Raw genomic sequence first — 23405 nt, 5'->3', positions numbered from 1 at the left:
GCCTCTCGTTCGGATGATGCCGCGGGCAGGTCGCAGACCACGCCACGGGCAGGCTTGAGGAGTGTTCGGCCGTTGTGTCCGACTGGTGTGATTTTGTCGCTCGACACCGATTCGTACGCCCGGGAGTAGTGACATACCACGCGGTATGTGCGCAGAATCAGCGGAACCTTACTGCCGCGTAGCGCCCACCGGGAGGACGCCGTGCTCAGCACCATGCAGGACGTACCGCTGACTGTCACCCGCATCCTGAGCCATGGGATGACCATCCACGGGAAGTCGCAGGTCACGACCTGGACCGGAGAGCCCGAGCCGCAGCGGCGCAGTTTCGCCGAGATCGGCCGGCGCGCCACACAGCTCGCCCACGCCCTGCGTGAGGAGCTCGGCATCGACGGTGACCAGCGGGTCGCCACACTGATGTGGAACAACGCCGAGCACGTGGAGGCGTACCTCGCCATCCCGTCCATGGGCGCCGTGCTCCACACCCTCAACCTCCGGCTCCCCGCCGAGCAGCTGGTCTGGATCGTCAAGCACGCCGACGACAAGGTCGTCATCGTCAACGGCTCCCTGCTGCCCCTCCTCGCGCCGCTGCTCCCCCAGCTGACTTCGCTGGAGCACGTGGTCGTCGCGGGGCCGGGTGACCGTTCCGTCCTGGACGGTGCCGTGCCGCGGGTGCACGAGTACGAGGAGCTGATCGCCGGCCGGCCCACCAGCTACGACTGGCCCGAGCTGGACGAACGCCAGGCCGCCGCCATGTGCTACACCTCCGGCACCACCGGGGACCCCAAGGGCGTCGTCTACTCCCACCGTTCGATCTACCTGCACTCCATGCAGGTCAACATGACCGAGTCGATGGGCCTGACCGACAAGGACACGACCCTGGTGGTCGTCCCCCAGTTCCACGTGAACGCCTGGGGACTGCCGCACGCGACGTTCATGGCCGGCGTCAACATGCTGATGCCGGACCGGTTCCTGCAGCCGGCCCCGCTCGCCGACATGATCGAGCGGGAGAGGCCGACCCACGCCGCCGCAGTCCCCACCATCTGGCAGGGACTGCTGGCCGAGGTCACCGCCAACCCCCGCGACCTCACCTCCATGGCCCGCGTCACCATCGGCGGCGCCGCCTGCCCGCCCTCCCTCATGGAGGCGTACGACAAGCTCGGCGTCCGCCTCTGTCACGCCTGGGGCATGACGGAGACCTCACCGCTCGGCACGATGGCCAACCCGCCCGCCGGACTGACCGAGGAGCAGGAGTGGCCCTACCGCATCACGCAGGGCCGCTTCCCGGCCGGCGTCGAGGCCCGGCTGGTCGGCCCCGGCGGCGAACACCTTCCGTGGGACGGCGAGTCGGCCGGTGAGCTGGAGGTGCGCGGGGCCTGGATCGCCGGCGCGTACTACGGCGGTGCGGACGGCGAGGACCTGCGGCCCGATGACAAGTTCAGCCAGGACGGCTGGCTGAAGACCGGCGACGTCGGCGTGATCAGTGACGACGGCTTCCTCACGCTCACCGACCGCGCCAAGGACGTCATCAAGTCCGGTGGGGAGTGGATCTCCAGCGTCGAACTCGAGAACGTGCTGATGGCGCACCCGGATGTGGCCGAGGCGGCGGTCGTGGCCGTCCCGGACGACAAGTGGGGCGAGCGTCCGCTGGCGACCGTCGTCCTCAAGGAGGGCGCCACCGCCGACTACGAGGCGCTGAAGGCCTTCCTCGCCGAGCAGGGCATCGCCAAGTGGCAGCTGCCGGAGCGCTGGTCGGTCATCGCGTCCGTACCGAAGACGAGCGTCGGGAAGTTCGACAAAAAGGTGATCCGAAAGCAGTATGCGGCGGGCGAGCTGGATATCACCCAGCTCTGAGCCGGCGGTCGTGGACACGATGAGGGCGGTACGGGGAAACCCGTACCGCCCTCATCGCGTTCGCGTCACTGCTGTTTCCGCCGCTGCCGCTCCGCCGCTGCTGCTGCCCGGCGGTCAGTTGGTCCCTATCTTCGCGAGCAGGTCGACGATGCGTGACTGCACCTCGTCGCTCGTCGAACGCTCGGCGAGGAAGAGCACGGTCTCCCCCGAACTCAGCTTCGGCAGGTCGGACTCGCTCATGTCGGCGGAGGTGTAGACGACCAGCGGGGTGCGGTTCAGCTGGCCGTTGGCGCGCAGCCAGTCGACGATCCCGGCCCGGCGGCGGCGTACCTGCATCAGGTCCATCACCACCAGGTTCGGCCGCATCCGGGTCGCCAGCGAGACGGCCTCGCTGTCGGTCGCGGCACAGGCGACCTGCATGCCCCGGCGCTCCAGGGTCTGCGTCAGCGCGAGCGCGATGTCCTCGTGCTCCTCGATCAGCAGGACACGGGGCGGGTGCTGTTCGCTGTCGCGCGGGGCGAGCGCCTTCAGGAGTACGGCAGGGTCGGCGCCGTACGCGGCCTCCCGCGAGGCCTGCCCCAGACCGGCCGTCACCAGCACCGGCACCTCGGCCGCCACCGCCGCCTGCCGCAACGACTGCAGCGCCTTACGGGTGATGGGACCGGTCAGCGGGTCCACGAAGAGCGCGGCGGGGAACGCGGCGATCTGCGCGTCGACCTCCTCGCGCGAGTGCACGATCACCGGGCGGTAGCCGCGGTCGCTCAGGGCCTGCTGGGTGGAGACGTCGGGCGCGGGCCAGACGAGCAGCCGGCGCGGGTTGTCCAGCGGCTCCGGGGGCAGCTCGTCGTCGACGGGCTGCGGGGAGGGGCGGTTGGCGACCTCGACCGCGCCACCGGGGCCGTCCAGTGGCTGCGGCCCCTCGGCGCCCTCGTCGGGCGCCCCTATGGCGTAGGCACGGCCTTCGGCCGCCGGAGCGGACAGGAGCTGCCCCGACCCCTGAACGGTGCCGCCGGGACCGGTGCCGCCCGGGCCGGGCTGCGGCTCCGCCGGCTCCGGCGCCGCGGCAGCGGGCCCCGACAGGGCAGGCCGGTCGGGCCGGTCGGCCTCGGGCGGTGCCGCGAGCTTGCGGCGCCGGCCGGCGCCGCCGAGCGTCTGGTTCTGCTGGTGCGCGATGTGCTGGGCGAACGGCACGCCCTGCCCCAGCGTCCGCACGCTGAACGCGCGCCCCTGCGTCGAGTCCGGCGACCCTCCGGGCATGGGCGCCTCGGCGGGCAACGGCTGCCTGCGCGCGTCCGGCCCGGGTACGAGGGTCCGCGGACGGCTCTCGTCGGGCACGGGAGGACCGGCGGCGCCGCGGGCGTTCTCGGCCGCGGCGGTGCCGGTGGTGTGCGTGGTGCGGCCGGCCCCGGGCCACTCCGCGTCGCCGGAGGGCGGCTCGACGGCAGGCCCGGCCGACGTTCCGCGGCGCTGCCCCGGTGCGCCGTCCTGCCGGGGGTCACCGGGCTGCTCCCAGTCACCGGGCTGTTCCCAGTCATCGGGCTGCGCGGGCGGTGCCGGCTGCGCGGCGGGCACGGCCTGTTCGGGCTGGCCGAAGGGGGCGGTCGGACCGGCCTGTTCGGGCTGGCCGAAGGGCGCGCTCGGTGCGGCCTGTTCGGGCTGGCCGAAGGGCGCGGACGGTGCGGCCTGTTCGGGCTGGCCGAAGGGCGCGGACGGCACGTTCGGCATGGGCATACCGGACGGGTCGCCCTGCGCCGGGGCGCTCGCGTTCGCGCCCCCGTTCGCGTGGGTGCTTGCGTCGCCGTCCCCGTCCGCGTGCCGGGCCCGGCGTCGGCCGGTCGGGAGCGGGTGCGGCTGCGGCGGGGTGTGGTCGTGGTCCGGCTCACCGGATGCGGCGTCGTGGCGCCCCGGCAGCGAGCCGTCCGCCTCAGTGGCGGCGGGCGGCAGCCGGTCGGCGGCGGCGGGCGGCAGGGCGAAGGGGACCCGGGGGCCTGTCGGCTCGGCCTGAGCGGCCCGGTCCTGTGCGATCGACAGTGCGCGCCGCGCCCGCCGCCCGGTCGGCTGCTGCGCGGGTGCGGATTCCGGAGCGGGCGCCGCCTGACGGTTCTCCTGGCCCGGCGCCTGCGTCCGCGTGGCAGGGGCGAGGTCCGAGTAGTCCGCGGGGGCCTCGGAGCCGACGGCGTTCACCGAAGGCAGGGCGGGAAGCGCCAGCCGGCCCTCCGCGCCCCGGTGCGCCCGGTGTCCCCCGGTCGGCGCCTCGGCGGGCACGCCCCGGGGCGGCACGGTCTGGCCGCGCTGCGGGCGGCCCCCGGCCCCCTGAGCACCCTCGGCCGCCGTCACCACGGACCCCTCGGAAGGCGCCGGGGGAGTCGCGGCAGCGGGCAGTGCGAGGGCCTGCCCGGGGCCCTGCTGGCCGCCGGCAGCCTGAGCGGCGGCCGTCTCCGCCGGGCTGGGGCGGCCGCGCCTGCGCCCGGAGCCCTGGCCCTGCTGGGCCGGGATGAGTTCGTGCGGGTACGTCCCGTCGTGCTCGACGGCGGCCGCTGCCGCTGCCGGGTCCACGGAGTCGGCAGCTGTTCCGGTCGCAGGCTCCCGCCGGGCCCGACGCCGGCCGGTCGGCTCGGCCGCTCCGGTGTCCCCGGCTGCCGCGCCGAGCTCGCCCGCACCCTCGGAACCGTCCACCGGGCTCTCCAGGAAGGCATCGGTGGAGGCCCTGCGCGCCCGGCGCCGCCCCCCGCCGCTCTCGTGAGCGACCCCGGTGTCCTGACTCTCCTGAGCCGCCGCAGCCTGCGACGCCTCGGGAAGCCCCTGAGTCACGGCCGGGTCAGCGGCCTCCGGAGGCATCGGCGGCAGCACCGTCCCCGAGCCCGCGCCCAGCGGCACCTCGAGCACGTACGCGCTGCCGCTCATGCCCGGCATCTCGTGCGTCTGGAGCACGCCGCCGTGCGCCCGCACGATCCCGCGCACGATCGGCTCGTGCACCGGGTCTCCCCCGGCGAACGGCCCGCGCACCTCGATCCGTACGACCTCACCGCGCTGTGCCGCGGCGACGACGACCGTCGAGTCGACGTAGCCGCCGCCCGGCACCAGCCGGGCCTTGCCAGTCGAGTCGACCCCGGCGACGTCCGCGACCAGGTGCGCGAGCGCGGTCACCAGCCGCCCCGCGTCGACCTCGGCCTCGATCGGCGGCGCGTGCACCGCGAACTGGGCGCGGCCGGGCCCGATCAGCTCGACCGCGGCGTCGATGCCGGCCGTCACCACGCCGTCGAGGAGCACGTTCGTCTTGACGAGCGCCTCGGAGCCGCCGTCCAGGCGCTGGTAGCTCAGTACGTTGTCGACGAGCGTCGTCATCCGCGCATAGCCCGCGGCAAGGTGGTGCAGGATCTGGTTGGCCTCGGGCCACAGCTGGCCCGCCGGGTCGGCGGCGAGCATGGACAGCTCGCCGCGCAGCTCCTCCAGCGGCCCGCGCAGCGACTCGCCGAGCACGGCGGTCAGCTGGGTGTGCCGGGCGGACAGGTCCGCCAGCAGCACGTCCCTCTCCTCCAGCCGTTCGGCCTGCTCCTCCAGCGCGGAGGCATACCGCTCGGTCCGGTCGGCCAGCTCCGCGGCGTGCCGTTCAGTCAGTGCGGTGATCTCCGCGCTGTGGCCCGTGGTCAGCTCGGTGACGGTGGCGGTGTGGCTCGCGATCAGCTCGGCGACCTCGGAGGAGTGGTGTTCGCCGAGTTCCTCGTACGGCCTGCGGTCGGTGAACGTCATCACCGCGCCGACCAGCTGGTCGCCGTCCCGCACGGGCGCCGTGGTCAGGTCGACCGGCACCTGTGCGCCGCTCTTGGACCACAGGACCTGCCCGCGCACCCGGTGCTTGCGACCCGACTTGAGGGTGTCGGCCAGCGGCGACTCCTCGTACGGGAACGGCTCACCCTCGGCCCGCGAGTGCAGGATCAGCGGATGCAGCTCCTGGCCGCCCAGGTCGGTGGCGCGGAAGCCGAGGATCTGTGCGGCGGCGGGATTGACCAGCACGACACGGCCGTCCGTGTCCGTGCCGACGACACCCTCGGACGCGGCCCGCAGGATCATCTCGGTCTGGCGCTGCGACCGGGCCAGCTCGGCCTCGGTGTCGACCGTGCCCGACAGATCGCGCACGACGAGCATCAGCAGCTCGTCGCCCGTGTAAGTGCCGCTGTAGTTGATCTGGACGTCGTTGTACGCGGCCTGCCCGTCCTCCAGGCTGGCGCTCGTCACCTCGACGGGGTACTCGTTGCCGTCGGTGCGCCGCGCGGTCATCCGCGTGGGCTTGGTCCGGCCCCGCTCGTCCGCAGCCTCCGGCCTCCGCATCGACCCCGGGATCAGCTTGGAGTCGAACTCCGGCAGCAGATCGAGCAGTCCGCGTCCGACGAGCGCGGTGCCCGGCGTCTCGAACATTTCGAGGGCGATGGTGTTGGCGTTGACGACCGTACCGTTGCAGTTGACGAGCAGTAGCCCGTCCGGCAGGGCGTCGAGTATGGCTGCGAGGCGAGCAGCGCCTCGGGATGGCCTGCTGCTCACGACGACGCTTCCTCCCTGATTACTGCACCTTGCCGACAGCGGCCCCATCTTGCCCCTCGGGCCTCAGGCTGTCACTGGAGGAGTCTAAAGGCAGGGGAGGGGCAAGGGGCGGCGGATGAGGGGGAGCTCTCACCAAGGTTCTGTGCATACGGTGTACGACTCTGGCCCATTACGTGCCCTGGGGGCCGCCCCGCCAAGGGTGGAGCCGCTGCTCAGCGGACGTTCGGGAGCACCGGGCGCAGGCTGTTCCAACGGGCGATCTCGCACCCGTTGGTCCGGTCGAACGCGGCATCGATGCTTCGCCCGTGCCAGCGTCCGGTGACCCGGGCGGTGGCGGATCCGCCGAACTGCTGAGTGCACATCGCGTCGGCGGGCACCGGGGCGAACGGGTCCGCACTCTCGCCCGGCAGCTGCGCCAGCCGCTCACAGGCCTGCTTCGCCACCGGGTGGCTGCCGCCCGCCGGGTCGCACTCCAGCTCGTAGCGGCCGTCCGCCGCCCGGTCCCCCGACCCCGAGACGACCACGGTCAGCTGAGTCGTCTGCGCGTCGTCGCCCTGGAGGACGGGCAGGGACAGCGGCAGCGGCAGCGGCAGGGGCCCGGCCGAGGCCGAGGCGGCGGGTGCGAGGGCGGACAGCGCGGCGAGGGACACGACAGCGGTGAGGGCGAGGCGACGCAGCATGCGGGCTCCTGTGGTCGTGCACGTCGTCGGCAGTGGCCGGCGACAGAGGGGAACGGCGGGGGCGGCGCCCCCGCATGACTAACGCTCCGCACGCCACGGCGTTGCGCAACCGCAGCACTTTGCTCTGGCGGCCGACTGCCTAGTACCGTAGGCAGCGATTGGTGACACGGCGAGGAGCTGTGTCATCATCTGCACGCACCACCCGCGCTTGCGCGGGGTGTGCTGGAGGCGTCGCCTAGTCCGGTCTATGGCGCCGCACTGCTAATGCGGTTTGGGTCTTAAAGCCCATCGAGGGTTCAAATCCCTCCGCCTCCGCGTGATCACCGAAGCCCCGAGCCACTGGCCGGGGCTTCGGTCGTATCCGGGCCGCAACGGGTCGGGGACGGGCCTGGACGCAGCAGCCAACAGACGTCGCCGAACGGGTGTTTTCACAGCTCAGCAGGGGTGTGGCTAATGGATTTCGCGTGACGGCGCAGGTCATGTAATGTTGTTCTCGCAACGCCGACGGGGCAGAAAAGCCCAGGACGCCAAGCACTCGTAGCTTAACGGATAGAGCATCTGACTACGGATCAGAAGGTTGCAGGTTCGAATCCTGCCGAGTGCACAGCAGGCCAGAGGCCCCCAGGAGAAATCCTGGGGGCCTCTCGCGTTGTCCGTGCACCGGTGTCCGACAGCAACGCCCGACATCAACGCCCGACGCCAACGCCCGACATCAGTGCCCGCCGCCCCCGGCTACCACCAGTCCCCGTCCCCCGCGAGGGCCCGGTGCAGGTAGTCCTCCAGTTCCCGGGCGGCCCACAGTCGGCTGTCGGTCTCGTGGTCCCAGACGAAGATGTCCGGGCGCTCGGGCGTCACCACGAAGGCGAACTGGTCGCCCCCGCTGTTGTCACCGAAGAACAGCAGCGGGTCGAAGGGCATGTACAGGCCCGGGAAGGTGTCGGGGGACCGGAACAGCAGGTTCTGTTCCACGATGTGGTCCAGGGGCCAGATGATGTCCGTCCCGTACTCCCCGACCATCCCGTCGGTCTCAGTCAGCAGTGCGGTCAGCTGCGCCGGCAGGCGCCCGCCCAGGCGCCGCTCCGCGTCGGCCAGGGCCGGTGCGTCGACGGGTGCCCGGAACTCGGCCTCCGGCAGGGCTGCGGTGGCGGCTTCTCTCCACATGGGCGCAGCCTAAGGGCTGTCCCGCACAGGGACGGGCCGGCGGTTCAGCGCGCCCGTTCTGCTGTCTGCGTCAGGCCTGGGCGTTGACGGCCGAGCCCTCCTGGGCCTGGCGGCGCACCACGGGGCGGCGCCGGCCCGGCATGCCGAGTGTCGGGTTGGCGACACCCCAGGCCGCGCCCTTGCAGACCAGTTCCTTGTAGACGGCGGCGAGCCGTCCCGTCAGGGCGGCCCGGACGGAGCGGTCGTCGGCGGTGACGTACTGGATCAGGCCTTCCTTGCGGCCCAGCGAGATGCACTGGTTGAAGTAGCGGATCGGGGTGTTCGGGAGCTTGCCGTCGGTCAGGCGGGCGGCGATGGCGTCGGCGGCCTGCCATGCGGCGGGGCTTCCCGAGGCGCACGACATCCGCAGCGGCTTGTCGCCGGGACCCATCGCCATGGCCGAGTCGCCGATGGCGTACACGTCCGGGTGCGAGACCGAGCGCATCGTCCCGTCGACCACGATCTGGCCCGTGGCGGAGACTTCCAGGGCGGTGGCCTTCGCGATCGGGTGGACCGCGAAGCCGGTGGTCCACACGGTGACCGCGGCCGGGACGGACCCGCCGTCGGCGGTGGTGACGCGGTCCGCCTCGACGCCGGTGACGGCGGCCTGTTCGTGCACGGTGATGCCGAGCCTGTCGAAGACCTTCCGTACGTGTTCACGGCCCTTGGGCGAGAGCCAGTCGCCGAGGTCGCCGCGGGCGGCGAGGGCGACGTCGAGGTCCGGGCGGGCCTCGGCGATCTCGGTCGCTGCCTCCAGGCCGGTGAGGCCGGCGCCGACCACGACCACGGCCTGCCCGGCGTCCAGGCGGGCCAGGCGCTCGCGCAGCCGGAGCGCTCCGGGGCGGCCGGCGATCTCGTAGGCGTGCTCGGCGGTGCCGGGGACGCCCTGGCTGTTCCAGCCGCTGCCCAGGGCGTACACGAGGCTGTCGTACTCCAGCTCCAGTTCCGGGACGCTGTCCGCCTCCACGACGGCGACGGTCCGGCGGTCGACGTCGATGCCGGTGACCTTCGCGACCCTCACTTCGACTCCGGTGCCGGCGAACATCTCGTTGAACGGGCGGGGCTTGAGGTCCTGGCCGGTCGCGAGCTGGTGCATCCGGACGCGCTCGACGAAGTCGGGTTCGGCGTTGACGAGGGTGATGGCGACGTCTTCGCGGCGCAGTCGCTTGGCGAGGCGTCCGGCGGCGATGGCTCCGGCGTAGCCGGCTCCGAGAACGATGATTCGGTGCTGCATTTCCCTGCTCCTGTCTCGCGCGGGTTCGCCACTTGAACCGGGCGGCCCGCCGTTTCCTGACAGGAGTGCGATGTGAACCAGGTCACATCGCAGGTGGCATCGCTCTCAGAAGGCGTGGAACAGGGGCTCCCCGTGGTCGGAGGCGGCCCACTGCCGGGTCGCGCGGTCGAGCTTGTCGGGGTTGACCTGGTTGCGGAACGCGGCGATGCCGTCGGCGGTGATCTCCAGGCACATGACGCCGATGACCCGGCCCTCGATGACCGCCACGACGGCGGGTGCGCCGTTGGCGGTCGTGACGTGGACCTCGGGTGAGCCGCCGGCCAGGTTGCGCTTGGACTGGGCCGGCTTGAACAGACCCCGCATGAACTTCGCGACCGCGACAGCGCCCTCGAACGCCTTGGCGCGGGCCGGGACCTTGCCGCCGCCGTCGCCGATCGCTACGGCGTCCGCGGTGAGCAGCCGTACGAGCGGCTCGGTCCGGCCGCTGGTGGCGGCAGTGAGGAACTCCTCGACGATCCGCCGGGCGGTCGCCCCGTCGATCTCGGTGCGGGCCTTGCCGTCCGCGATGTGCTTCTTGGCGCGGTGGAAGATCTGCTGTCCCGCGGCCTCGGTGATGTCGAGGATCTCGGCGATCTCCCGGTGCGGGTAGCCGAAGGCCTCCCGCAGCACGTACACCGCCCGCTCGTTGGGGGAGAGGCGCTCCATCAGGGCGAGGACCGCGTACGAGAGCGACTCGCGCTGCTCGGCGGTGTCGGCGGGGCCGAGCATCCGGTCCCCGGCGAGCAACGGCTCGGGGAGCCACTGGCCCACGTAGGTCTCGCGCCGGGCGCGGGCCGAGGTGAGCTGGTTGAGGCACAGGTTGGTGAGGACCTTCGTCAGCCAGGCCTCGGGGACCTCGATCCGGTCGACGTCGGCGGCCTGCCAGCGCAGGAACGTGTCCTGCACGGCGTCCTCGGCCTCGCTCGCGGAGCCGAGGAGGCGGTAGGCGATGGCCTCCAGGCGAGGCATGGCGGCCTCGAACCGATCCACGTCGTTCACCGTCAGGGACATGGCCCGGATCCTAGCCCGAGAGGGCCTGCGCCCCCAGGAGAAATCCTGAAGGCCTCTCGCGCGTTGCGGGTGGTCCGCGCGGAGCGGTGGTGTCCGGCAGCGGACGCGCTCGTGCAGCAGACTCGTCCGTACAGCGGGCGCACCCGTACGCCCGCACCGCAGCCCGGGAGTTCGTTCATGGAATGGCAGTGCACCGGCCTCCGGTGGCCCGAGGAGCGGGGCGGGCCCGTGCTCGGGTGGCGACGGGGCCGGGACGTGCGGGGCAGTGCGCTCGCGTTCGGGTCGGAGCTCGGGTTCCGGGCCGCGGGTGAGCGGCGCTGCAGTGGGGCGCGGGGTAACGCGTGCCCGGTCGCGGCCGTGGTGCCGGGGCGGAGCACCGGCGGACGGTGTCCGGAGTGCGGGCGGCTGGACCGGGCGCATTCGGTGGCGGCCGACACGATTCCCGACGACCCGCGCACCTACCGCGTGTACCTGGCCTGGTTCGGGGCCGGGATGGTGAAGGTCGGGATCACCGCCGAGGAGCGGGGCGCGGCCCGGCTGCGGGAGCAGGGGGCGCTCGTGTTCAGCTGGCTGGGGCGGGGGCCGTTGATGGCGGCGCGGCGGGCCGAGGAGCTGCTGCGGGCCGCGCTCGGCGTGCCGGACCGGATTCCGTACGCGCGGAAGCGGGCGGTGCGCATGGACCTTCCGGCCCGGGCGGTGCGGGCCGGCGAGGTGGCCGAGCTGTACGGGCGGGCGGTGGCGCTCGACGGGGGCGGCTGGCCCCAGGCGCTGGAGCGGCTGCCGTTCGAGGCCGTCGACCATGCGGGGATCTTCGGCATCGACGCGGCCGCCGGGGTGGCGGGCGGCCGGGTGGTGCGGGCGGTGACCGGTCTCGTGGACGGTGGTGCGGTCGCGGGGCGGCTGATCGCGGCGGCCGGGCCGGATCTGCATCTGGAGACCGGTGCGGACGGTGTCGTGGTGGTGGACACCCGGCTCATGAGCGGCTGGGCGCTCGCCGCGGCCGGCCCGGGGGCCGGGGTGAGCGTGCCGACCGTCGCGGTCGGGGGCGGCGCGTCGCAGGGCGGGCTGTTCTGAGATCGTCGGGACGTCGGGTGTACGGGAGATGAGGAGAGGGGTGCCGGATGAGTGAGGGCGCGGACGGCCGGGACGACGTGGCGCGGTTCCGGGAGCGGCTCGGGCTGCCCGGACTCATCGACGTACACACGCACTTCATGCCGGAGCAGGTGCTGCGCAAGGTCTGGGCGTACTTCGACTCCGTCGGCCCGCTGACCGGGATGGAGTGGCCGATCGCCTACCGCCACGACGAGGACGAACGGCTCGCGCTGCTCCGTTCGTTCGGCGTGCTCCGGTTCACCTCCATGCTCTACCCGCACAAGGCCGGCATGGCGGCCTGGCTGAACGGCTGGGCGGACGACTTCGCCCGCCGGGTGCCCGACTGCCTGCACACCGCGACCTTCTTCCCGGAGGAGGGTGTGGAGGGTTATGTGACGGAGGCCGTCGAGGCGGGTGCGCGGGTCTTCAAGTCGCATCTGCAGGTCGGCGCGTACGACCCGAACGACCCGCTGCTGGAACCCGTGTGGGGGCTGCTCGCCGAGGCCGGCGTTCCGGTGGTGATGCACTGCGGCTCCGGGCCCGCGCCCGGGAAGCACACCGGACCGGGACCGGTCGGCGCGCTGCTCGCCCGGCACCCCCGGCTGCCGCTGATCGTGGCGCACATGGGGATGCCGGAGTACGCGGAGTTCCTGACGCTCGCGGAGTCGTATCCGCAGGTGCGGCTCGACACGACGATGGCGTTCACCGACTTCACGGAGGAGTTCACCCCGTTCCCGGTGGCGGAGCGGGGGCGGCTCGCGGCGCTCGGGGACCGCATCCTGCTGGGGACGGACTTCCCGAACATCCCGTATCCGTACGCCCATCAGCTGCATTCCCTGGAGCGGCTGGAGCTCGGGGACGACTGGCTGCGGGCGGTCTGTCACGACAACGCGAAGCTGCTGTTCGACTGCTGAGGCCCGGAGATCTCCCGCCCCCCCGGTTTCTCAGCGAATTCACAGAATCGGGAAAGGACTCTCTCACGGGCGTCTCACAGGGTTGAGGCATGACGACGACGACCTCGCCCCAGGGGCGCAGCGAACTGCTCAGGCCGGACCGCAGCCCCGTCCGGGTGCTGGTCGTGGACGACGAGGCTCCGCTGGCGGAGCTGCTCTCCATGGCGCTGCGCTACGAGGGCTGGGAGGTGCGCAGCGCCGGGGACGGGGCCGGGGCCGTGCGGACCGCCCGTGACTTCCGGCCCGACGCGGTGGTCCTCGACGTGATGCTGCCCGACATGGACGGGCTCGCCGTCCTCGGCAGGCTGCGCCGGGAGCTCTCCGACGTGCCCGTGCTGTTCCTGACGGCGCGGGACTCCGTGGAGGACCGGATCGCCGGGCTCACGGCCGGCGGCGACGACTACGTCACGAAGCCGTTCAGCCTGGAGGAGGTCGTGGCCCGGCTGCGCGGGCTGATCCGGCGGTCCGGCACGGCGGCGGTACGCAGCGAGTCGACGCTCGTCGTCGGCGACCTGACGCTGAACGAGGACAGCCACGAGGTGAGCCGGGGCGGTGGCAACATCCACCTCACCGCGACCGAGTTCGAGCTGCTGCGCTTCCTGATGCGCAATCCGCGCCGGGTGCTGAGCAAGGCGCAGATCCTGGACCGGGTCTGGAACTACGACTTCGGCGGGCAGGCCAACGTCGTCGAGCTCTACATCTCCTACCTGCGCAAGAAGATCGACGCGGGCCGCACGCCGATGATCCACACCCGGCGGGGCGCGGGGTATCTCATCAAGCCCGGTGAGTAGCCGCGTGAAGCGGCTGGCGAAGGGGCCGTGGACGCTGCGGACCCGGCTCGTCGTCTCCGCGGTGATGCTGATCGCGGTCGTCGCGGCCGTGATCGGCTCGGTCACCGCCATCGCCTTCCACAGCTACATGTACGGCAAGCTGGACGGCCAGCTGCGCGACATCGCCACCCGGGCCGAACGCATGCCGGGTGCGCCCGTACCCGGCGGGCTCAGGGACAAGGAGCCGCTCGGCTTCATCGGCATGGGCGGCCAGCCCCTGGAGACGTTCGGCGCGCTCCTCGCGGACGGTGACGTCACCGATTCCGCGGTCGTGAAGGGCGGCGGGTTCGACGCCAAGGAGAACACCGGGCCGCTGACCGCCGCGCAGCAGGATGCCCTGGTGGCGGCCGGAGTGACCGCGGACGGCGAGGCGCACGACGTGGAGCTGCCCGGGCTCGGCGGTTACCGGGTACGGGCTACCACCGCGGTGAGCGAGGGTGCGACCGTCCTCGTCGGCATTCCCACCGCCGAGGTGAGCGGCGCCGTCACCACCCTGATCGTCGTCGAGGTCTGCGTCACCGCTGCCGGGCTCATCGCCGCCGGGATCGCGGGCGCCGCGATGGTCGGCGTCGCCCTGCGGCCGTTGCGACGGGTGGCGGCCACCGCGACCCGCGTCTCCGAACTCCCGTTGCACAGCGGTGAGGTCGCGCTGTTCGAGCGGGTTCCCGAGGCGGAGGCCGATCCGCGTACCGAGGTCGGGCAGGTCGGCGCGGCCCTCAACCGGATGCTGGGCCACGTCGGTTCGGCCCTGGACGTGCGGCAGAAGAGCGAGATGCGGGTGCGGCAGTTCGTCGCCGACGCCAGCCATGAGCTGCGCACCCCGCTCGCCTCGATCCGCGGGTACGCCGAACTGACCCGGCGCGGAAGGGAGAACACCGGCCCCGACACCCGGCACGCCCTCGGCCGGATCGAGTCCGAGGCGGAACGCATGACGGGCATGGTGGAGGATCTGCTGCTGCTCGCCAGGCTGGACGCCGGCCGGCCGCTCTCGTACGAGAGCACCGATCTGTCGCCGCTCGTCGTGGACGCGGTGAGCGATGCCCGGGTCGCGGGCCCGGCGGCCGCACCGGACGGGTCCGGGCCCACCCATCACTGGCGGCTGGAGCTGCCCGAGGCCCCGGTGACGGTGCGGGCCGATCCGACCAGGATCCACCAGGTGCTGGTCAACCTGCTGGCCAACGCCCGTACCCACACCCCGCCCGGTACCACGGTCACGGCCCGGGTGCGCTCGGGAGCCGGGCATCCGTGGGTGACCCTGGAGGTCCAGGACGACGGTCCGGGCATCCCGGCGGAGCTGCTGCCGCACGTCTTCGAACGGTTCGCGCGCGGCGATGCCTCCCGCTCCCGGCACGCCGGGTCCACCGGCCTCGGCCTCGCCATCGTGCAGGCCGTCGTCGCCGCGCACGGGGGCCGGGCCGAGGTGCGTTCGGTGCCGGGGAACACGCTGTTCGCCGTCCACCTGCCCACGGACACCGGATACGGGAGCGGCCCGGCCCAAGGCTGCACGGACGGCTTGGCAGACGACGGCACGGGCAGCGCCCGGCAGCACTCACAGGGGTACCACAGGCTCAGCACACGGGCGTGACAGCCCGGTTGGCGAGTGTCGATGTCATGCGAACCGACACTCCCTGGGGCTCTCTGCCGGCCCGGGAACACCTGCTGAGCGGCGCGGGCTGTGCGGCAGGTGCCCCCGTACTCGATGTGGTGGTACCCGTCTTCAACGAGGAGAAGGACCTCGAACCCTGTGTGCTGCGGCTGCACGACCATCTGGCGCGGACCTTCCCGTACGCCTTCCGGATCACCGTCGCGGACAACGCCAGCACCGACGGGACGCCGCAGGTGGCGCAGCGGCTCGCGCGGACGCTTGCGGGGGTGCGGTCCTTCCGGCTGGAGGAGAAGGGCCGCGGACGGGCGCTGCGTACCGTCTGGTCGCACTCCGACGCCCCGGTCCTCGCCTACATGGACGTGGACCTGTCCACCGATCTGAACGCGCTGCTCCCGCTGGTCGCACCGCTGATCTCGGGCCACTCCGACCTGGCCATCGGCTCGCGGCTGGCCCGCAGTTCGCGGGTGGTGCGGGGGACGAAGCGGGAGTTCATCTCGCGGGCGTACAACATCATCCTGCGCTCCTCGCTGGCCGCCCGGTTCAGCGACGCGCAGTGCGGGTTCAAGGCGATCCGCCGGGAGGTCGCGCAGCGGCTGCTGCCGATGGTCGAGGACACCGGCTGGTTCTTCGACACCGAGCTGCTGGTGCTGGCCGAGCGGGCCGGTCTGCGGATCCACGAGGTGCCGGTCGACTGGGTCGACGACCCGGATTCGACGGTGCACATCGTGCGGACGGCGGCCGAGGACCTGAAGGGTGTCTGGCGGGTCGGGCGGGCACTGGCCGTCGGCGCGCTGCCGCTGGACCGGCTGGCGCGGCCCTTCGGTGACGACCCGCGCGACCGCGGGATCGGCGGGGTGCCGGGCGGCCTGGCCCGGCAGCTGGTCGGGTTCTGTGTCGTGGGGGCCCTCTCGACCCTGTTCTACCTGGCCCTGTACTCGCTCTTCCGGCTGGGCGTCGGCCCGCAGATCGCCAACGGCGGCGCGCTGCTGGTGTCGGCCGTCGCGAACACCTCGGCCAACCGGAGGCTCACCTTCGGTGTGCGCGGCCGGGGCGGAGCCGTACGCCATCAGGCGCAGGGGCTCGTGGTCTTCGCCATCGGCCTCGCGCTGACGAGCGGTTCGCTCGCGGCGCTGGGGGCCGCGGCCGGGGCGCCCTCGCACTCCACCGAACTCGCCGTGCTGATCGCGGCCAACCTCGCGGCAACGGTGCTGCGTTTCCTGCTCTTCCGCGCCTGGGTCTTCCCGGACCGCGACCGGGGCGGTGCGGCGGCCCGCTCGGCCGGCCCCGTCCCCGGACCGGCCGCCGAACCGGCCGACGACACCCACCACGAACTGAGGAACGTCCGATGACCACGCTGCATCCCGACCGTCTCCCGTACCCACCGGATGCGCCCCCGCCAGCCGCCGCCGCGGGCCACGGACGCCCCGGCGGGCCGGTGGCGCACCGTGTCCTGCGGGGCAGGCCCGAGGACCCCCGCTGGGCCCGCCCGGCGTTCCTCGCCATGCTGCTGGTCATCACGGCGGCGTACCTGTGGAACCTCAGCGCCTCCGGATACGCCAACTCCTTCTACTCCGCGGCCGCGCAGGCCGGCAGCCAGAGCTGGAAGGCCTTCTTCTTCGGCTCGCTGGACTCGGCCAACGCCATCACCGTCGACAAGCCCCGGCCACCCTGTGGCCGATGGCCCTGTCGGTGCGGATCCTCGGCCTCAGCTCCTGGGCGATCCTGATCCCGCAGGTGCTGATGGCCACGGCCACGGCCGGGGTGCTGTACGCCTCCGTGCGCCGCCGGTTCAGCGCCGCCGCCGGGCTGATCACCATGGCGGTGTTCGCGCTGACGCCCGTCGCCGCGCTGATGTTCCGCTTCAACAATCCGGACGCGCTGCTCGCGCTGCTGATGACCGTCACGGTCTACTGCGTGCTGCGCGCGATGGAGAACGGCCGCACCAAGTGGCTGGTGTGGGCGGGTGTCGCGGTCGGTCTCGCGTTCCTGTCCAAGACCCTTCAGGCGTTCCTGATCCTGCCGCCGCTGGCGGTGCTGTACGGGGTGTTCGCACCGGTCCCGGTACGCAGGCGGTTCGGGCAGCTGGGGCTCTCGGCCCTGGCGATGGTCGTCTCCGGTGGCTGGTGGGTGGCGATTGTCGAGCTCTGGCCCGCCTCCTCGCGCCCGTACATCGGGGGTTCGCAGAACAACTCGTTCCTCGAGCTGACCTTCGGCTACAACGGGCTCGGCCGCATCAACGGCGAGGAGACCGGCAGTGTCGGCGGCGGTGGCGGCCGCGGGGGCGGTGGCGGCGGTCAGTGGGGCGAGACCGGCATCGACCGGATGTTCAACTCCGAGATCGGCAGCCAGATCTCCTGGCTGCTGCCCGCCGCGCTGATCGTGCTGGCCGCGGGTGTCTGGCTGACCTGGCGGGCCAAGAGGACGGACCTGGCCCGCGCGGCCTTCCTCGCCTGGGGCAGCTCGCTGCTGATGACCGCGGGCGTGTTCAGCTTCATGGCCGGCATCTTCCACCAGTACTACACGGTGGCCCTGGTCCCCTACATCGCGGCGCTGATCGGCATGGGCGTCACGGTCCTGTGGGAGGAGCGGGCCCGCTGGTGGGCGGGGGCCACGCTCGCGCTCACCGTGGTCGCGACGGCGCTCTGGTCGTACGTCCTGCTGGGACGGGCCCCGGACTATCTGCCGTGGCTGCGCCAGGCCGTCCTGGCCGCCGGGGTCGTGGCCGCGGTGGGCCTGCTGCTCGTGGCCCGGCTGGGGCGCCAACTGGCCCTTGCCGCGGTGGGTCTGGGCTTTGCCGCCTCACTGGCCGGACCGCTCGCGTACACGCTGAACACCCTGAACACCGGGCACCAGGGCTCGATCGTGACGGCCGGGCCTGCCACGGCCGGCGGGATGGGCGGCGGCCCAGGTGGTGGCGGCCGTGGCGGCCCCGGCGGGATGCCCCCGGCCAGGGCAACCGCCAGGCGGGCGGCGGGGGACAGCCCCAGGCCGGCGGCGGCGGGCAGCCGCCGTTCGGCAACCAGCAGGGCCAGGGCCGGCAGGGCCAGGGCCGCACCGGTGCGGCGCAGCAGGGGCAGCGGCCGGGTGCGCCGGCCGGCATGGGAGAGGGCTTCCGGGGCGGTGGCGGAGGCATGGGCGGTCTGCTCAACGGCGCTTCCGTCGACGCCGCGGCGAAGAAGCTGCTGGCGGCGGACGCGGACGACTACACCTGGAGCGCCGCGGCCATCGGCTCGCAGAACGCGGCCAGTTACCAGCTCGCCACCGGCGACCCGGTGATGGCGATCGGCGGCTTCAACGGCAGTGACCCGTCCCCGACGCTCTCCCAGTTCAAGAAGTACGTCGAGGACGGCAGGATCCACTACTTCATCTCCAGCGGCGAGGGCGGCGGTGGCGGCATGGGCGGCAACAGCGGCACCTCGTCCGCGATCTCCTCCTGGGTGGAGAAGAGCTTCAAGAAGGTGACGGCCGGCAGCGCCACGTTCTACGACCTGACCCGGCCGGCGAGCAGCTGAGGCTCAACGCCGCAGCAGCAGGTCCGCGACAACGGGGCGGTGGTCCGAGGCAAGCGTCTCGGCCACCGCCGCGTCGCGTACCCGCACGGTGTCCTTGGACACCGCCACGTAGTCGATCCGCTGCACCGGGTCCTGCGCCGGGTAGGTGGGCCCACCGGGCTCGGCGTCCGTCAGCTCCTGCCAGAGCGGGGCCAGTTCCGGAGCGGCCGGCGGGGCGTTGAAGTCGCCGAGCAGGATCTGGCGCACCGGCCGCCGCTCCGACTTCCGGTCCTCGGCCATGATCCGCCGGGTGTCGGCCACCTGGGCGGTCCGCACCGACGGGTCGCCGCGGTAGTCGAGGTGCGTCGCGTACACGTGCACGGGCAGCCCCTTCACCCGCAGCACCACCTCGCCGAAGCCGGGCGCGGGCGCCGGCACCGGGTTCGGGTCCTGGGTGGAGAGCCGGGTGATGTCGTGGTTCTCCGCGCTCACGACCCGGTACCGGGACAGCACCGCGACCCCGAACTCCCGGCGCGGCGCACCGGGCGTGGCCGGATCGAGGCTGTAGATCGGGGCGAACGACACCCGCATGCCGAGCCGCCGGCCCAGCTCGCCCGCAAGGTCGCGCCACTCGCTGCGGGCGTCCCAGTGGACGTCGACCTCCTGGAGCCCGATCACGTCCGCGTCCAGCGAGCGGATCTCGGCCACCTGCCGGTCGAGGTCGAAGACGTTGTCCATGCCCGCCCCCGCATGGATGTTGTACGTGGCGACGCGCAGGGGCACCAGCTGCCCGTGCCCATGCCCCGCGGCTGTCGCGGGAGGCGCGAGCGCCGTCCCCAACAGGCCCGCGGCCAGCAGGACTTCCACCGTACGACGACGCAGTGACATACCACTCCAGCCCTTGTCGGATCAGCGACCGGCACCGTACCGCGGCAAAGTCGGTTGTAGGCCGCACGGGAGTGGCTATACGGTGTACAACCGCTTCCCTGTACACCGTATAGGGCCATGACCGAACGCCCCGGGAGTCCGAATGACGGCGACCGCCGCCGAGCAGCACAGCCTCTCGCCGACGAGCCATCCGCAACGCTGGCTGATACTCGGTGTCATCTGCCTCGCGCAGCTCACCGTGCTGCTCGACAACACCGTCCTCAACGTCGCGATCCCCTCCCTCACCCGGGAGCTGGACGCCTCCACCGCCGACGTGCAGTGGATGATCAACGCCTACTCGCTCGTCCAGTCCGGTCTGCTGCTGACCGCCGGCAGCTCGGCCGACCGCTACGGCCGCAAGAAGATGCTGATCGCGGGCCTCGCCCTGTTCGGCATCGGTTCGCTGGTGGCCGGACTCGCGCAGTCCTCCGGGCAGCTGATCGCCGCGCGGGCCGGCATGGGCATCGGCGGTGCGCTCCTTATGACCACGACGCTCGCCGTCGTCGTCCAGATCTTCGACGAGGCCGAGCGGGTGAAGGCGATCGGCATCTGGTCGACCGTCAGCTCGCTCGGCTTCGCGGTCGGTCCGCTGATCGGCGGGGTCATGCTCGACCACTTCTGGTGGGGTGCGATCTTCCTGATCAACATCCCGGTCGCCGTGATCGGCCTGGTGGCCGTGGCGCGGCTGGTGCCGGAGTCCAAGAACCCGAGCGGGGAGCGCCCCGACCTGCTCGGCGCGCTGCTCTCCACCATCGGGATGGCCGCCGTGGTCTACGCGATCATCTCCGGACCGGGACACGGCTGGACCTCCGGCCACGTGCTGCTGACCGCCTTCGCCGGGGTCGCCGTCCTCACCGGATTCGTGCTGTGGGAGCTGCACATCCCCTATCCGATGCTGGACATGCACTTCTTCCGGAACCAGAAGTTCGTCGGCGCGGTCGCGGGCGCGATCCTGGTCGCCTTCGGGATGGGCGGCTCGCTGTTCCTGCTCACCCAGCAGCTGCAGTTCGTCCTCGGCTACGGTCCGCTGGAGGCCGGGCTGCGGACGGCCCCGCTGGCGTTGAGCGTCGTCGCGCTCAACCTCACTGGACTGGGCGCACGGCTGGTGCCCAGGCTCGGCACCCCCGTCACCATCGCCGCCGGGATGGGGCTGCTCGCCGCTGGTCTGGCCGCGATCGCGCTGCTCGGCGGGGACGGCTACGGCGGCATGCTGCTCGGCCTCGTCGTGATGGGGGCGGGCATCGCGCTCGCCATGCCCGCCATGGCCAACGCGATCATGAGCGCGATCCCGCCGGAGAAGGCGGGCGTCGGCGCCGGGGTCAACGGCACCCTCGCCGAGTGCGGCAACGGCCTGGGGGTCGCGGTGCTCGGCGCGGTGCTGAACTCCCGGTTCGCGGCGCTCGTCCCGACCGCCGTCGGCGCCGCCTCGCTGCCCGCCGCGCTGGCCGCCGCCGGGGGCGAGGCGGAGCGCCGCTGGATCACGGACGCGTTCGCCTCGGGCCTGGAGACCAGCCAGCTGGTCGGCGCGGTGGCGGTGCTGGCCGGCGGTCTGCTGGCCGCCGTGCTGCTGCGCCGGGCGGAGCGGGGAGAATCGGCTCAGGCTGACCCGGCCGCTGTAGCGGCATAGCATCGGGCGGGACGTACCGGACCGTACGCCTCCGGTTTCCGGGCATGGAGTACGTAACCGGTTCGTCCCGCCGGCGAGACAAGGGAGTGCGCCATGGTGTCCGCGGCCGATCGCGTGAAGAACCCCGGCCGGACCAGTGTGTGGCTCGACGGCAGGACGCCCGCGCGCAGCCGGAAGTCCGAACAGCCTGCCGGGCTCGACCGGGAGAAGATCACGGTCGCCTCGGTCCGGCTGCTGGACGCCGACGGCCTCGCCAGGTTCTCCATGCGCCGCCTCGCCGCCGAGCTGAACGTCACGGCGATGTCCCTCTACTGGTACGTCGACACCAAGGACGACCTGCTGGAGCTGGCCCTGGACGCGGTCTTCGCCGAGATCGCGCCCCCGCGCGAGGACGCCGACTGGCGCGAGCGGCTGCGCGAACTGGCCACCAGCTACCGGAGCTTGCTGGTCCGGCACACCTGGGCGTCGGCGCTGGCCGGGAACTTCCTGAACATCGGCCCGCACTCGATGCTCTTCTCGTACGCCGTCCAGGACATCATCCGGGCCACCGGCCTGCCGCTCCGGCACCGGACGGGGGCGATGTCGGCGGTCTTCCAGTTCGTGTACGGCTTCGGCACCATCGAGGGCCACGTCGTGCAGCGCTCCGCCGAGGCGGGCCTCAGCCAGGACGAGTTCTACCAGCAGGCGCTCGGCACGATCAGTTCCCAGCCACAGCTCAAGGAGTTGCTGGCGGCCTCGCAGAGCCTGATCGAGGCGCGTGGCGGGGACACCGTCGAGGAGATGCGCGAGCGGGACTTCACCTTCGCCCTCGACCTGCTCATCGCGGGCATCGAGGCGATGCGCGGCCGGGAGTAGCCCCCGGCAGGGGGCGCCCGCCGCAGTGGCCGCCCGCCGTCAGTAGCCGCGCGCCGGGTCCACGGCCAGCGCCGGGACGCGGCCCGCCGCGAGCTCCCGCCGGCACGCCGCGAAGTCCGTGACGATGTCGCCGTCCGAGGTGATGCCCGCGGAGTGCGAGGTGATCACCGTGCGGGGCAGCCGCCAGCAGAGGTCACCGGGTGCGGCGGGCTCCTCGGGCAGCACGTCGAGCACCGCGCGCCCCACCGCGCCGGAGTGCAGCGCGGCCTCCAGCGCCACCAGGTCCACGGTCCCGCCCCGGCCCACGTTGATGAACGCGGCGCCGCCCATGGCCGCGAACCGGTCCGCCCCGAAGTACCCGGCCGTCGCACCGGTCAGCGGAAGCGTGGAGACCACCCAGCGGGCGGCCACCGACTCGTCGGGGCCGGCCATCTCGTCGAAGCCCGGCGGGACCTCGCGCGGGGTCCGCGCCACGCCCACCGTCCGGATGCCGCAGGCCCGCAGCAGCCCGGCGACGGCCGAGCCGATCCGGCCGGTGCCGTGGATCACGGCCGTCTGCCCGGCCGCGAGCTCGGAGGGGATGCGGCGCCACTCGGCCCGCTCGTGCTGCGCGGCGAACTCCGGGACCGCCTGGCAGTCCGCCAGCACCCAGGCCAGCACGTACTGGGCGATGCGCTCGCCCATCCGGCCTACCGTCCGGGTGAGCAGCGCCCCGGCGGGCCACGGGCCGGCGCCCAGCAGGGCGTCCGTGCCGGCGTTCACGCTGTGGAACCAGAGCAGCCCGTCCCCGCGCAGCGCTTCGGGCAGCGTGGCCCCCACGTACACGTAGGGGCCGTCCGGCACGGTGCCGCCCGGCTCCGCCGGGCGGCCGGTGATCTCCTCCAGCGAGCGCACCACGGCGGGCGCGAGGCCGGGCGCGGCCAGCAACCGCGCCCGCGCCAGGTGTTCGGCACCGATCGGCGGGACGGTCATCCGGTCAGCTGCCGGATGCCAGATGTGCCGGGAAGCCGCCCGTCGCGACCGGGCTCCACCGCTCGGGAGTGATCCTGATGATCGACTTGCCCTGCTTCACCATCGCCGCCCGGTACTCGTCCCAGTCCGGGTGCTCCCCCGAGATGTTGCGGAAGTACTCGACCAGCGGTTCGACCGAGTCCGGTGAGTCGATCACCTCGGCCGAACCGTCGATCTGCACCCACGGCCCGTTCCACTCGTCGGACAGGACGATCAGGCTCACCCGCTCGTCCCGCTTCGCGTTGCGGGTCTTGGCCCGTTCGGGGTACGTCGAGACGACGATCCGGCCCGCGTCGTCGACGCCGCAGGTGAGCGGGGAGCCCTGGGGGCGGCCGTCGGACCGGGTGGTCAGCAGGATCGCCCGGTGCCGGGGCCGTACGAACGCCAGCAACTCGTCGAGTTCCACGGCGGTGTTGGTCGCGATGTTGGATGCCATGGAACAGACCCTACGACCGCGGG

Annotated in this window: 16 protein-coding genes, 2 tRNA genes and 1 pseudogene; 11 read left to right on the top strand and 8 right to left on the bottom strand. The window is 72.7% G+C overall.

The genetic code is table 11. The features are described 5' to 3' along the window. Window positions 1-201 precede the first annotated feature (201 nt). Window positions 202-1851, top strand: coding sequence for a long-chain fatty acid--CoA ligase (locus LNW71_RS14665; protein ID WP_250968630.1), 1650 nt, complete (start codon window positions 202-204; stop codon window positions 1849-1851). Between the two features lie 114 nt (window positions 1852-1965). Here the strand turns inward: LNW71_RS14665 and LNW71_RS14660 are convergent, their stop codons facing one another. Both LNW71_RS14660 and LNW71_RS14655 read right to left on the bottom strand, forming a co-directional pair. Beyond that, a complete protein-coding gene (locus LNW71_RS14660; protein ID WP_250968629.1) occupies window positions 1966-6390 on the bottom strand; it encodes a PAS domain-containing protein in 4425 nt (1474 codons plus the stop codon). A gap of 212 nt (window positions 6391-6602) precedes the next feature. Further along, a complete protein-coding gene (locus tag LNW71_RS14655) occupies window positions 6603-7070 on the bottom strand; it encodes an SSI family serine proteinase inhibitor (protein WP_250968628.1) in 468 nt (155 codons plus the stop codon). 224 nt (window positions 7071-7294) lie between these two features. Here LNW71_RS14655 and LNW71_RS14650 point away from each other — a divergent pair. Together LNW71_RS14650 and LNW71_RS14645 are read left to right on the top strand one after the other, a co-directional pair. Then, window positions 7295-7385, top strand: a tRNA-Ser gene (locus LNW71_RS14650). A 216-nt stretch (window positions 7386-7601) separates the two neighbouring features. Then, a tRNA-Arg gene (locus LNW71_RS14645) sits at window positions 7602-7674 on the top strand. A 128-nt stretch (window positions 7675-7802) separates the two neighbouring features. On the opposite strand, the gene LNW71_RS14640 is transcribed toward LNW71_RS14645, so the two are convergent. The 3 genes from LNW71_RS14640 to LNW71_RS14630 form a co-directional block, all read right to left on the bottom strand. Next, window positions 7803-8231 carry an SMI1/KNR4 family protein gene (locus LNW71_RS14640; RefSeq protein ID WP_250968627.1) on the bottom strand — a complete coding sequence of 143 codons (429 nt, stop codon included), beginning with the start codon at window positions 8229-8231 and terminating at the stop codon, window positions 7803-7805. 70 nt (window positions 8232-8301) lie between these two features. Then, window positions 8302-9504 carry an FAD-dependent oxidoreductase gene (locus LNW71_RS14635; protein ID WP_250968626.1) on the bottom strand — a complete coding sequence of 401 codons (1203 nt, stop codon included), beginning with the start codon at window positions 9502-9504 and terminating at the stop codon, window positions 8302-8304. A 105-nt stretch (window positions 9505-9609) separates the two neighbouring features. Next, the gene (locus tag LNW71_RS14630) at window positions 9610-10554 is read right to left on the bottom strand and encodes an RNA polymerase sigma-70 factor (protein ID WP_250968625.1); all 945 of its coding nucleotides are present in this window, start codon (window positions 10552-10554) and stop codon (window positions 9610-9612) included. A 177-nt stretch (window positions 10555-10731) separates the two neighbouring features. Here LNW71_RS14630 and LNW71_RS14625 point away from each other — a divergent pair, with 177 nt between their 5' ends. The 6 genes and pseudogenes from LNW71_RS14625 (at window position 10732) to LNW71_RS14600 (ending at window position 18547) form a co-directional block, all read left to right on the top strand. Beyond that, window positions 10732-11628 (top strand): DUF2797 domain-containing protein, encoded by an 897-nt coding sequence (locus LNW71_RS14625; protein WP_250972007.1) that lies wholly within the window; start codon window positions 10732-10734, stop codon window positions 11626-11628. Window positions 11629-11675: 47 nt separating this feature from the next. Further along, window positions 11676-12560 (top strand): amidohydrolase family protein, encoded by an 885-nt coding sequence (locus tag LNW71_RS14620; protein ID WP_250968624.1) that lies wholly within the window; start codon window positions 11676-11678, stop codon window positions 12558-12560. An 89-nt stretch (window positions 12561-12649) separates the two neighbouring features. Beyond that, window positions 12650-13390 carry a response regulator transcription factor gene (locus LNW71_RS14615; protein WP_250968623.1) on the top strand — a complete coding sequence of 247 codons (741 nt, stop codon included), beginning with the start codon at window positions 12650-12652 and terminating at the stop codon, window positions 13388-13390. Between the two features lie 64 nt (window positions 13391-13454). Next, complete coding sequence (locus tag LNW71_RS14610; RefSeq protein ID WP_250972006.1) at window positions 13455-15014, top strand: HAMP domain-containing sensor histidine kinase; 1560 nt, start codon at window positions 13455-13457, stop codon at window positions 15012-15014. A gap of 26 nt (window positions 15015-15040) precedes the next feature. Continuing rightward, the gene (locus LNW71_RS14605) at window positions 15041-16384 is read left to right on the top strand and encodes a bifunctional glycosyltransferase family 2/GtrA family protein (RefSeq protein WP_250968622.1); all 1344 of its coding nucleotides are present in this window, start codon (window positions 15041-15043) and stop codon (window positions 16382-16384) included. Continuing rightward, window positions 16381-18547: pseudogene (locus LNW71_RS14600) on the top strand (ArnT family glycosyltransferase). Before LNW71_RS14605 ends, LNW71_RS14600 begins: the two are co-directional and overlap by 4 nt. Window positions 18548-18550: 3 nt before the next feature. On the opposite strand, the gene LNW71_RS14595 reads toward LNW71_RS14600, so the two are convergent. Continuing rightward, window positions 18551-19414 carry an endonuclease/exonuclease/phosphatase family protein gene (locus LNW71_RS14595; RefSeq protein ID WP_250968621.1) on the bottom strand — a complete coding sequence of 288 codons (864 nt, stop codon included), beginning with the start codon at window positions 19412-19414 and terminating at the stop codon, window positions 18551-18553. A gap of 142 nt (window positions 19415-19556) precedes the next feature. On the opposite strand from LNW71_RS14595, the gene LNW71_RS14590 reads away from it, so the two are divergent. Continuing rightward, window positions 19557-21080 (top strand): MFS transporter, encoded by a 1524-nt coding sequence (locus LNW71_RS14590; protein WP_250968620.1) that lies wholly within the window; start codon window positions 19557-19559, stop codon window positions 21078-21080. Window positions 21081-21173: 93 nt separating this feature from the next. Beyond that, entirely contained in the window at window positions 21174-21935 is a 762-nt protein-coding gene (locus tag LNW71_RS14585; RefSeq protein WP_250968619.1) for a TetR/AcrR family transcriptional regulator, read from the top strand. 39 nt (window positions 21936-21974) lie between these two features. Here the strand turns inward: LNW71_RS14585 and LNW71_RS14580 are convergent, their stop codons facing one another. Then, window positions 21975-22907, bottom strand: coding sequence for an NAD(P)-dependent oxidoreductase (locus tag LNW71_RS14580; protein WP_250968618.1), 933 nt, complete (start codon window positions 22905-22907; stop codon window positions 21975-21977). 4 nt (window positions 22908-22911) lie between these two features. Then, window positions 22912-23382 carry a PPOX class F420-dependent oxidoreductase gene (locus tag LNW71_RS14575; protein ID WP_250968617.1) on the bottom strand — a complete coding sequence of 157 codons (471 nt, stop codon included), beginning with the start codon at window positions 23380-23382 and terminating at the stop codon, window positions 22912-22914. Window positions 23383-23405 lie beyond the last annotated feature (23 nt).

The organism is Streptomyces sp. RKAG290 (genome assembly GCF_023701695.1).
Lineage (GTDB): Bacteria > Actinomycetota > Actinomycetes > Streptomycetales > Streptomycetaceae > Streptomyces.
Note: the sequence above shows the minus strand (reverse complement) of the source record. Positions and strands in the feature narration are given on the sequence as shown.

Excerpts from the sequence above, each read along its gene's own strand:
- LNW71_RS14655 (WP_250968628.1), bottom strand. The coding sequence starts at position 7,070 with ATGCTGCGTCGCCTCGCCCTCACCGCTGTCGTGTCCCTCGCCGCGCTG.
- LNW71_RS14640 (WP_250968627.1), bottom strand. The coding sequence starts at position 8,231 with ATGTGGAGAGAAGCCGCCACCGCAGCCCTGCCGGAGGCCGAGTTCCGG.
- LNW71_RS14635 (WP_250968626.1), bottom strand. The coding sequence starts at position 9,504 with ATGCAGCACCGAATCATCGTTCTCGGAGCCGGCTACGCCGGAGCCATC.
- LNW71_RS14630 (WP_250968625.1), bottom strand. The coding sequence starts at position 10,554 with ATGTCCCTGACGGTGAACGACGTGGATCGGTTCGAGGCCGCCATGCCT.
- LNW71_RS14625 (WP_250972007.1), top strand. The coding sequence starts at position 10,732 with ATGGAATGGCAGTGCACCGGCCTCCGGTGGCCCGAGGAGCGGGGCGGG.
- LNW71_RS14620 (WP_250968624.1), top strand. The coding sequence starts at position 11,676 with ATGAGTGAGGGCGCGGACGGCCGGGACGACGTGGCGCGGTTCCGGGAG.
- LNW71_RS14615 (WP_250968623.1), top strand. The coding sequence starts at position 12,650 with ATGACGACGACGACCTCGCCCCAGGGGCGCAGCGAACTGCTCAGGCCG.
- LNW71_RS14610 (WP_250972006.1), top strand. The coding sequence starts at position 13,455 with ATGCTGATCGCGGTCGTCGCGGCCGTGATCGGCTCGGTCACCGCCATC.
- LNW71_RS14605 (WP_250968622.1), top strand. The coding sequence starts at position 15,041 with ATGCGAACCGACACTCCCTGGGGCTCTCTGCCGGCCCGGGAACACCTG.
- LNW71_RS14595 (WP_250968621.1), bottom strand. The coding sequence starts at position 19,414 with ATGTCACTGCGTCGTCGTACGGTGGAAGTCCTGCTGGCCGCGGGCCTG.
- LNW71_RS14590 (WP_250968620.1), top strand. The coding sequence starts at position 19,557 with ATGACGGCGACCGCCGCCGAGCAGCACAGCCTCTCGCCGACGAGCCAT.
- LNW71_RS14585 (WP_250968619.1), top strand. The coding sequence starts at position 21,174 with ATGGTGTCCGCGGCCGATCGCGTGAAGAACCCCGGCCGGACCAGTGTG.
- LNW71_RS14580 (WP_250968618.1), bottom strand. The coding sequence starts at position 22,907 with ATGACCGTCCCGCCGATCGGTGCCGAACACCTGGCGCGGGCGCGGTTG.
- LNW71_RS14575 (WP_250968617.1), bottom strand. The coding sequence starts at position 23,382 with ATGGCATCCAACATCGCGACCAACACCGCCGTGGAACTCGACGAGTTG.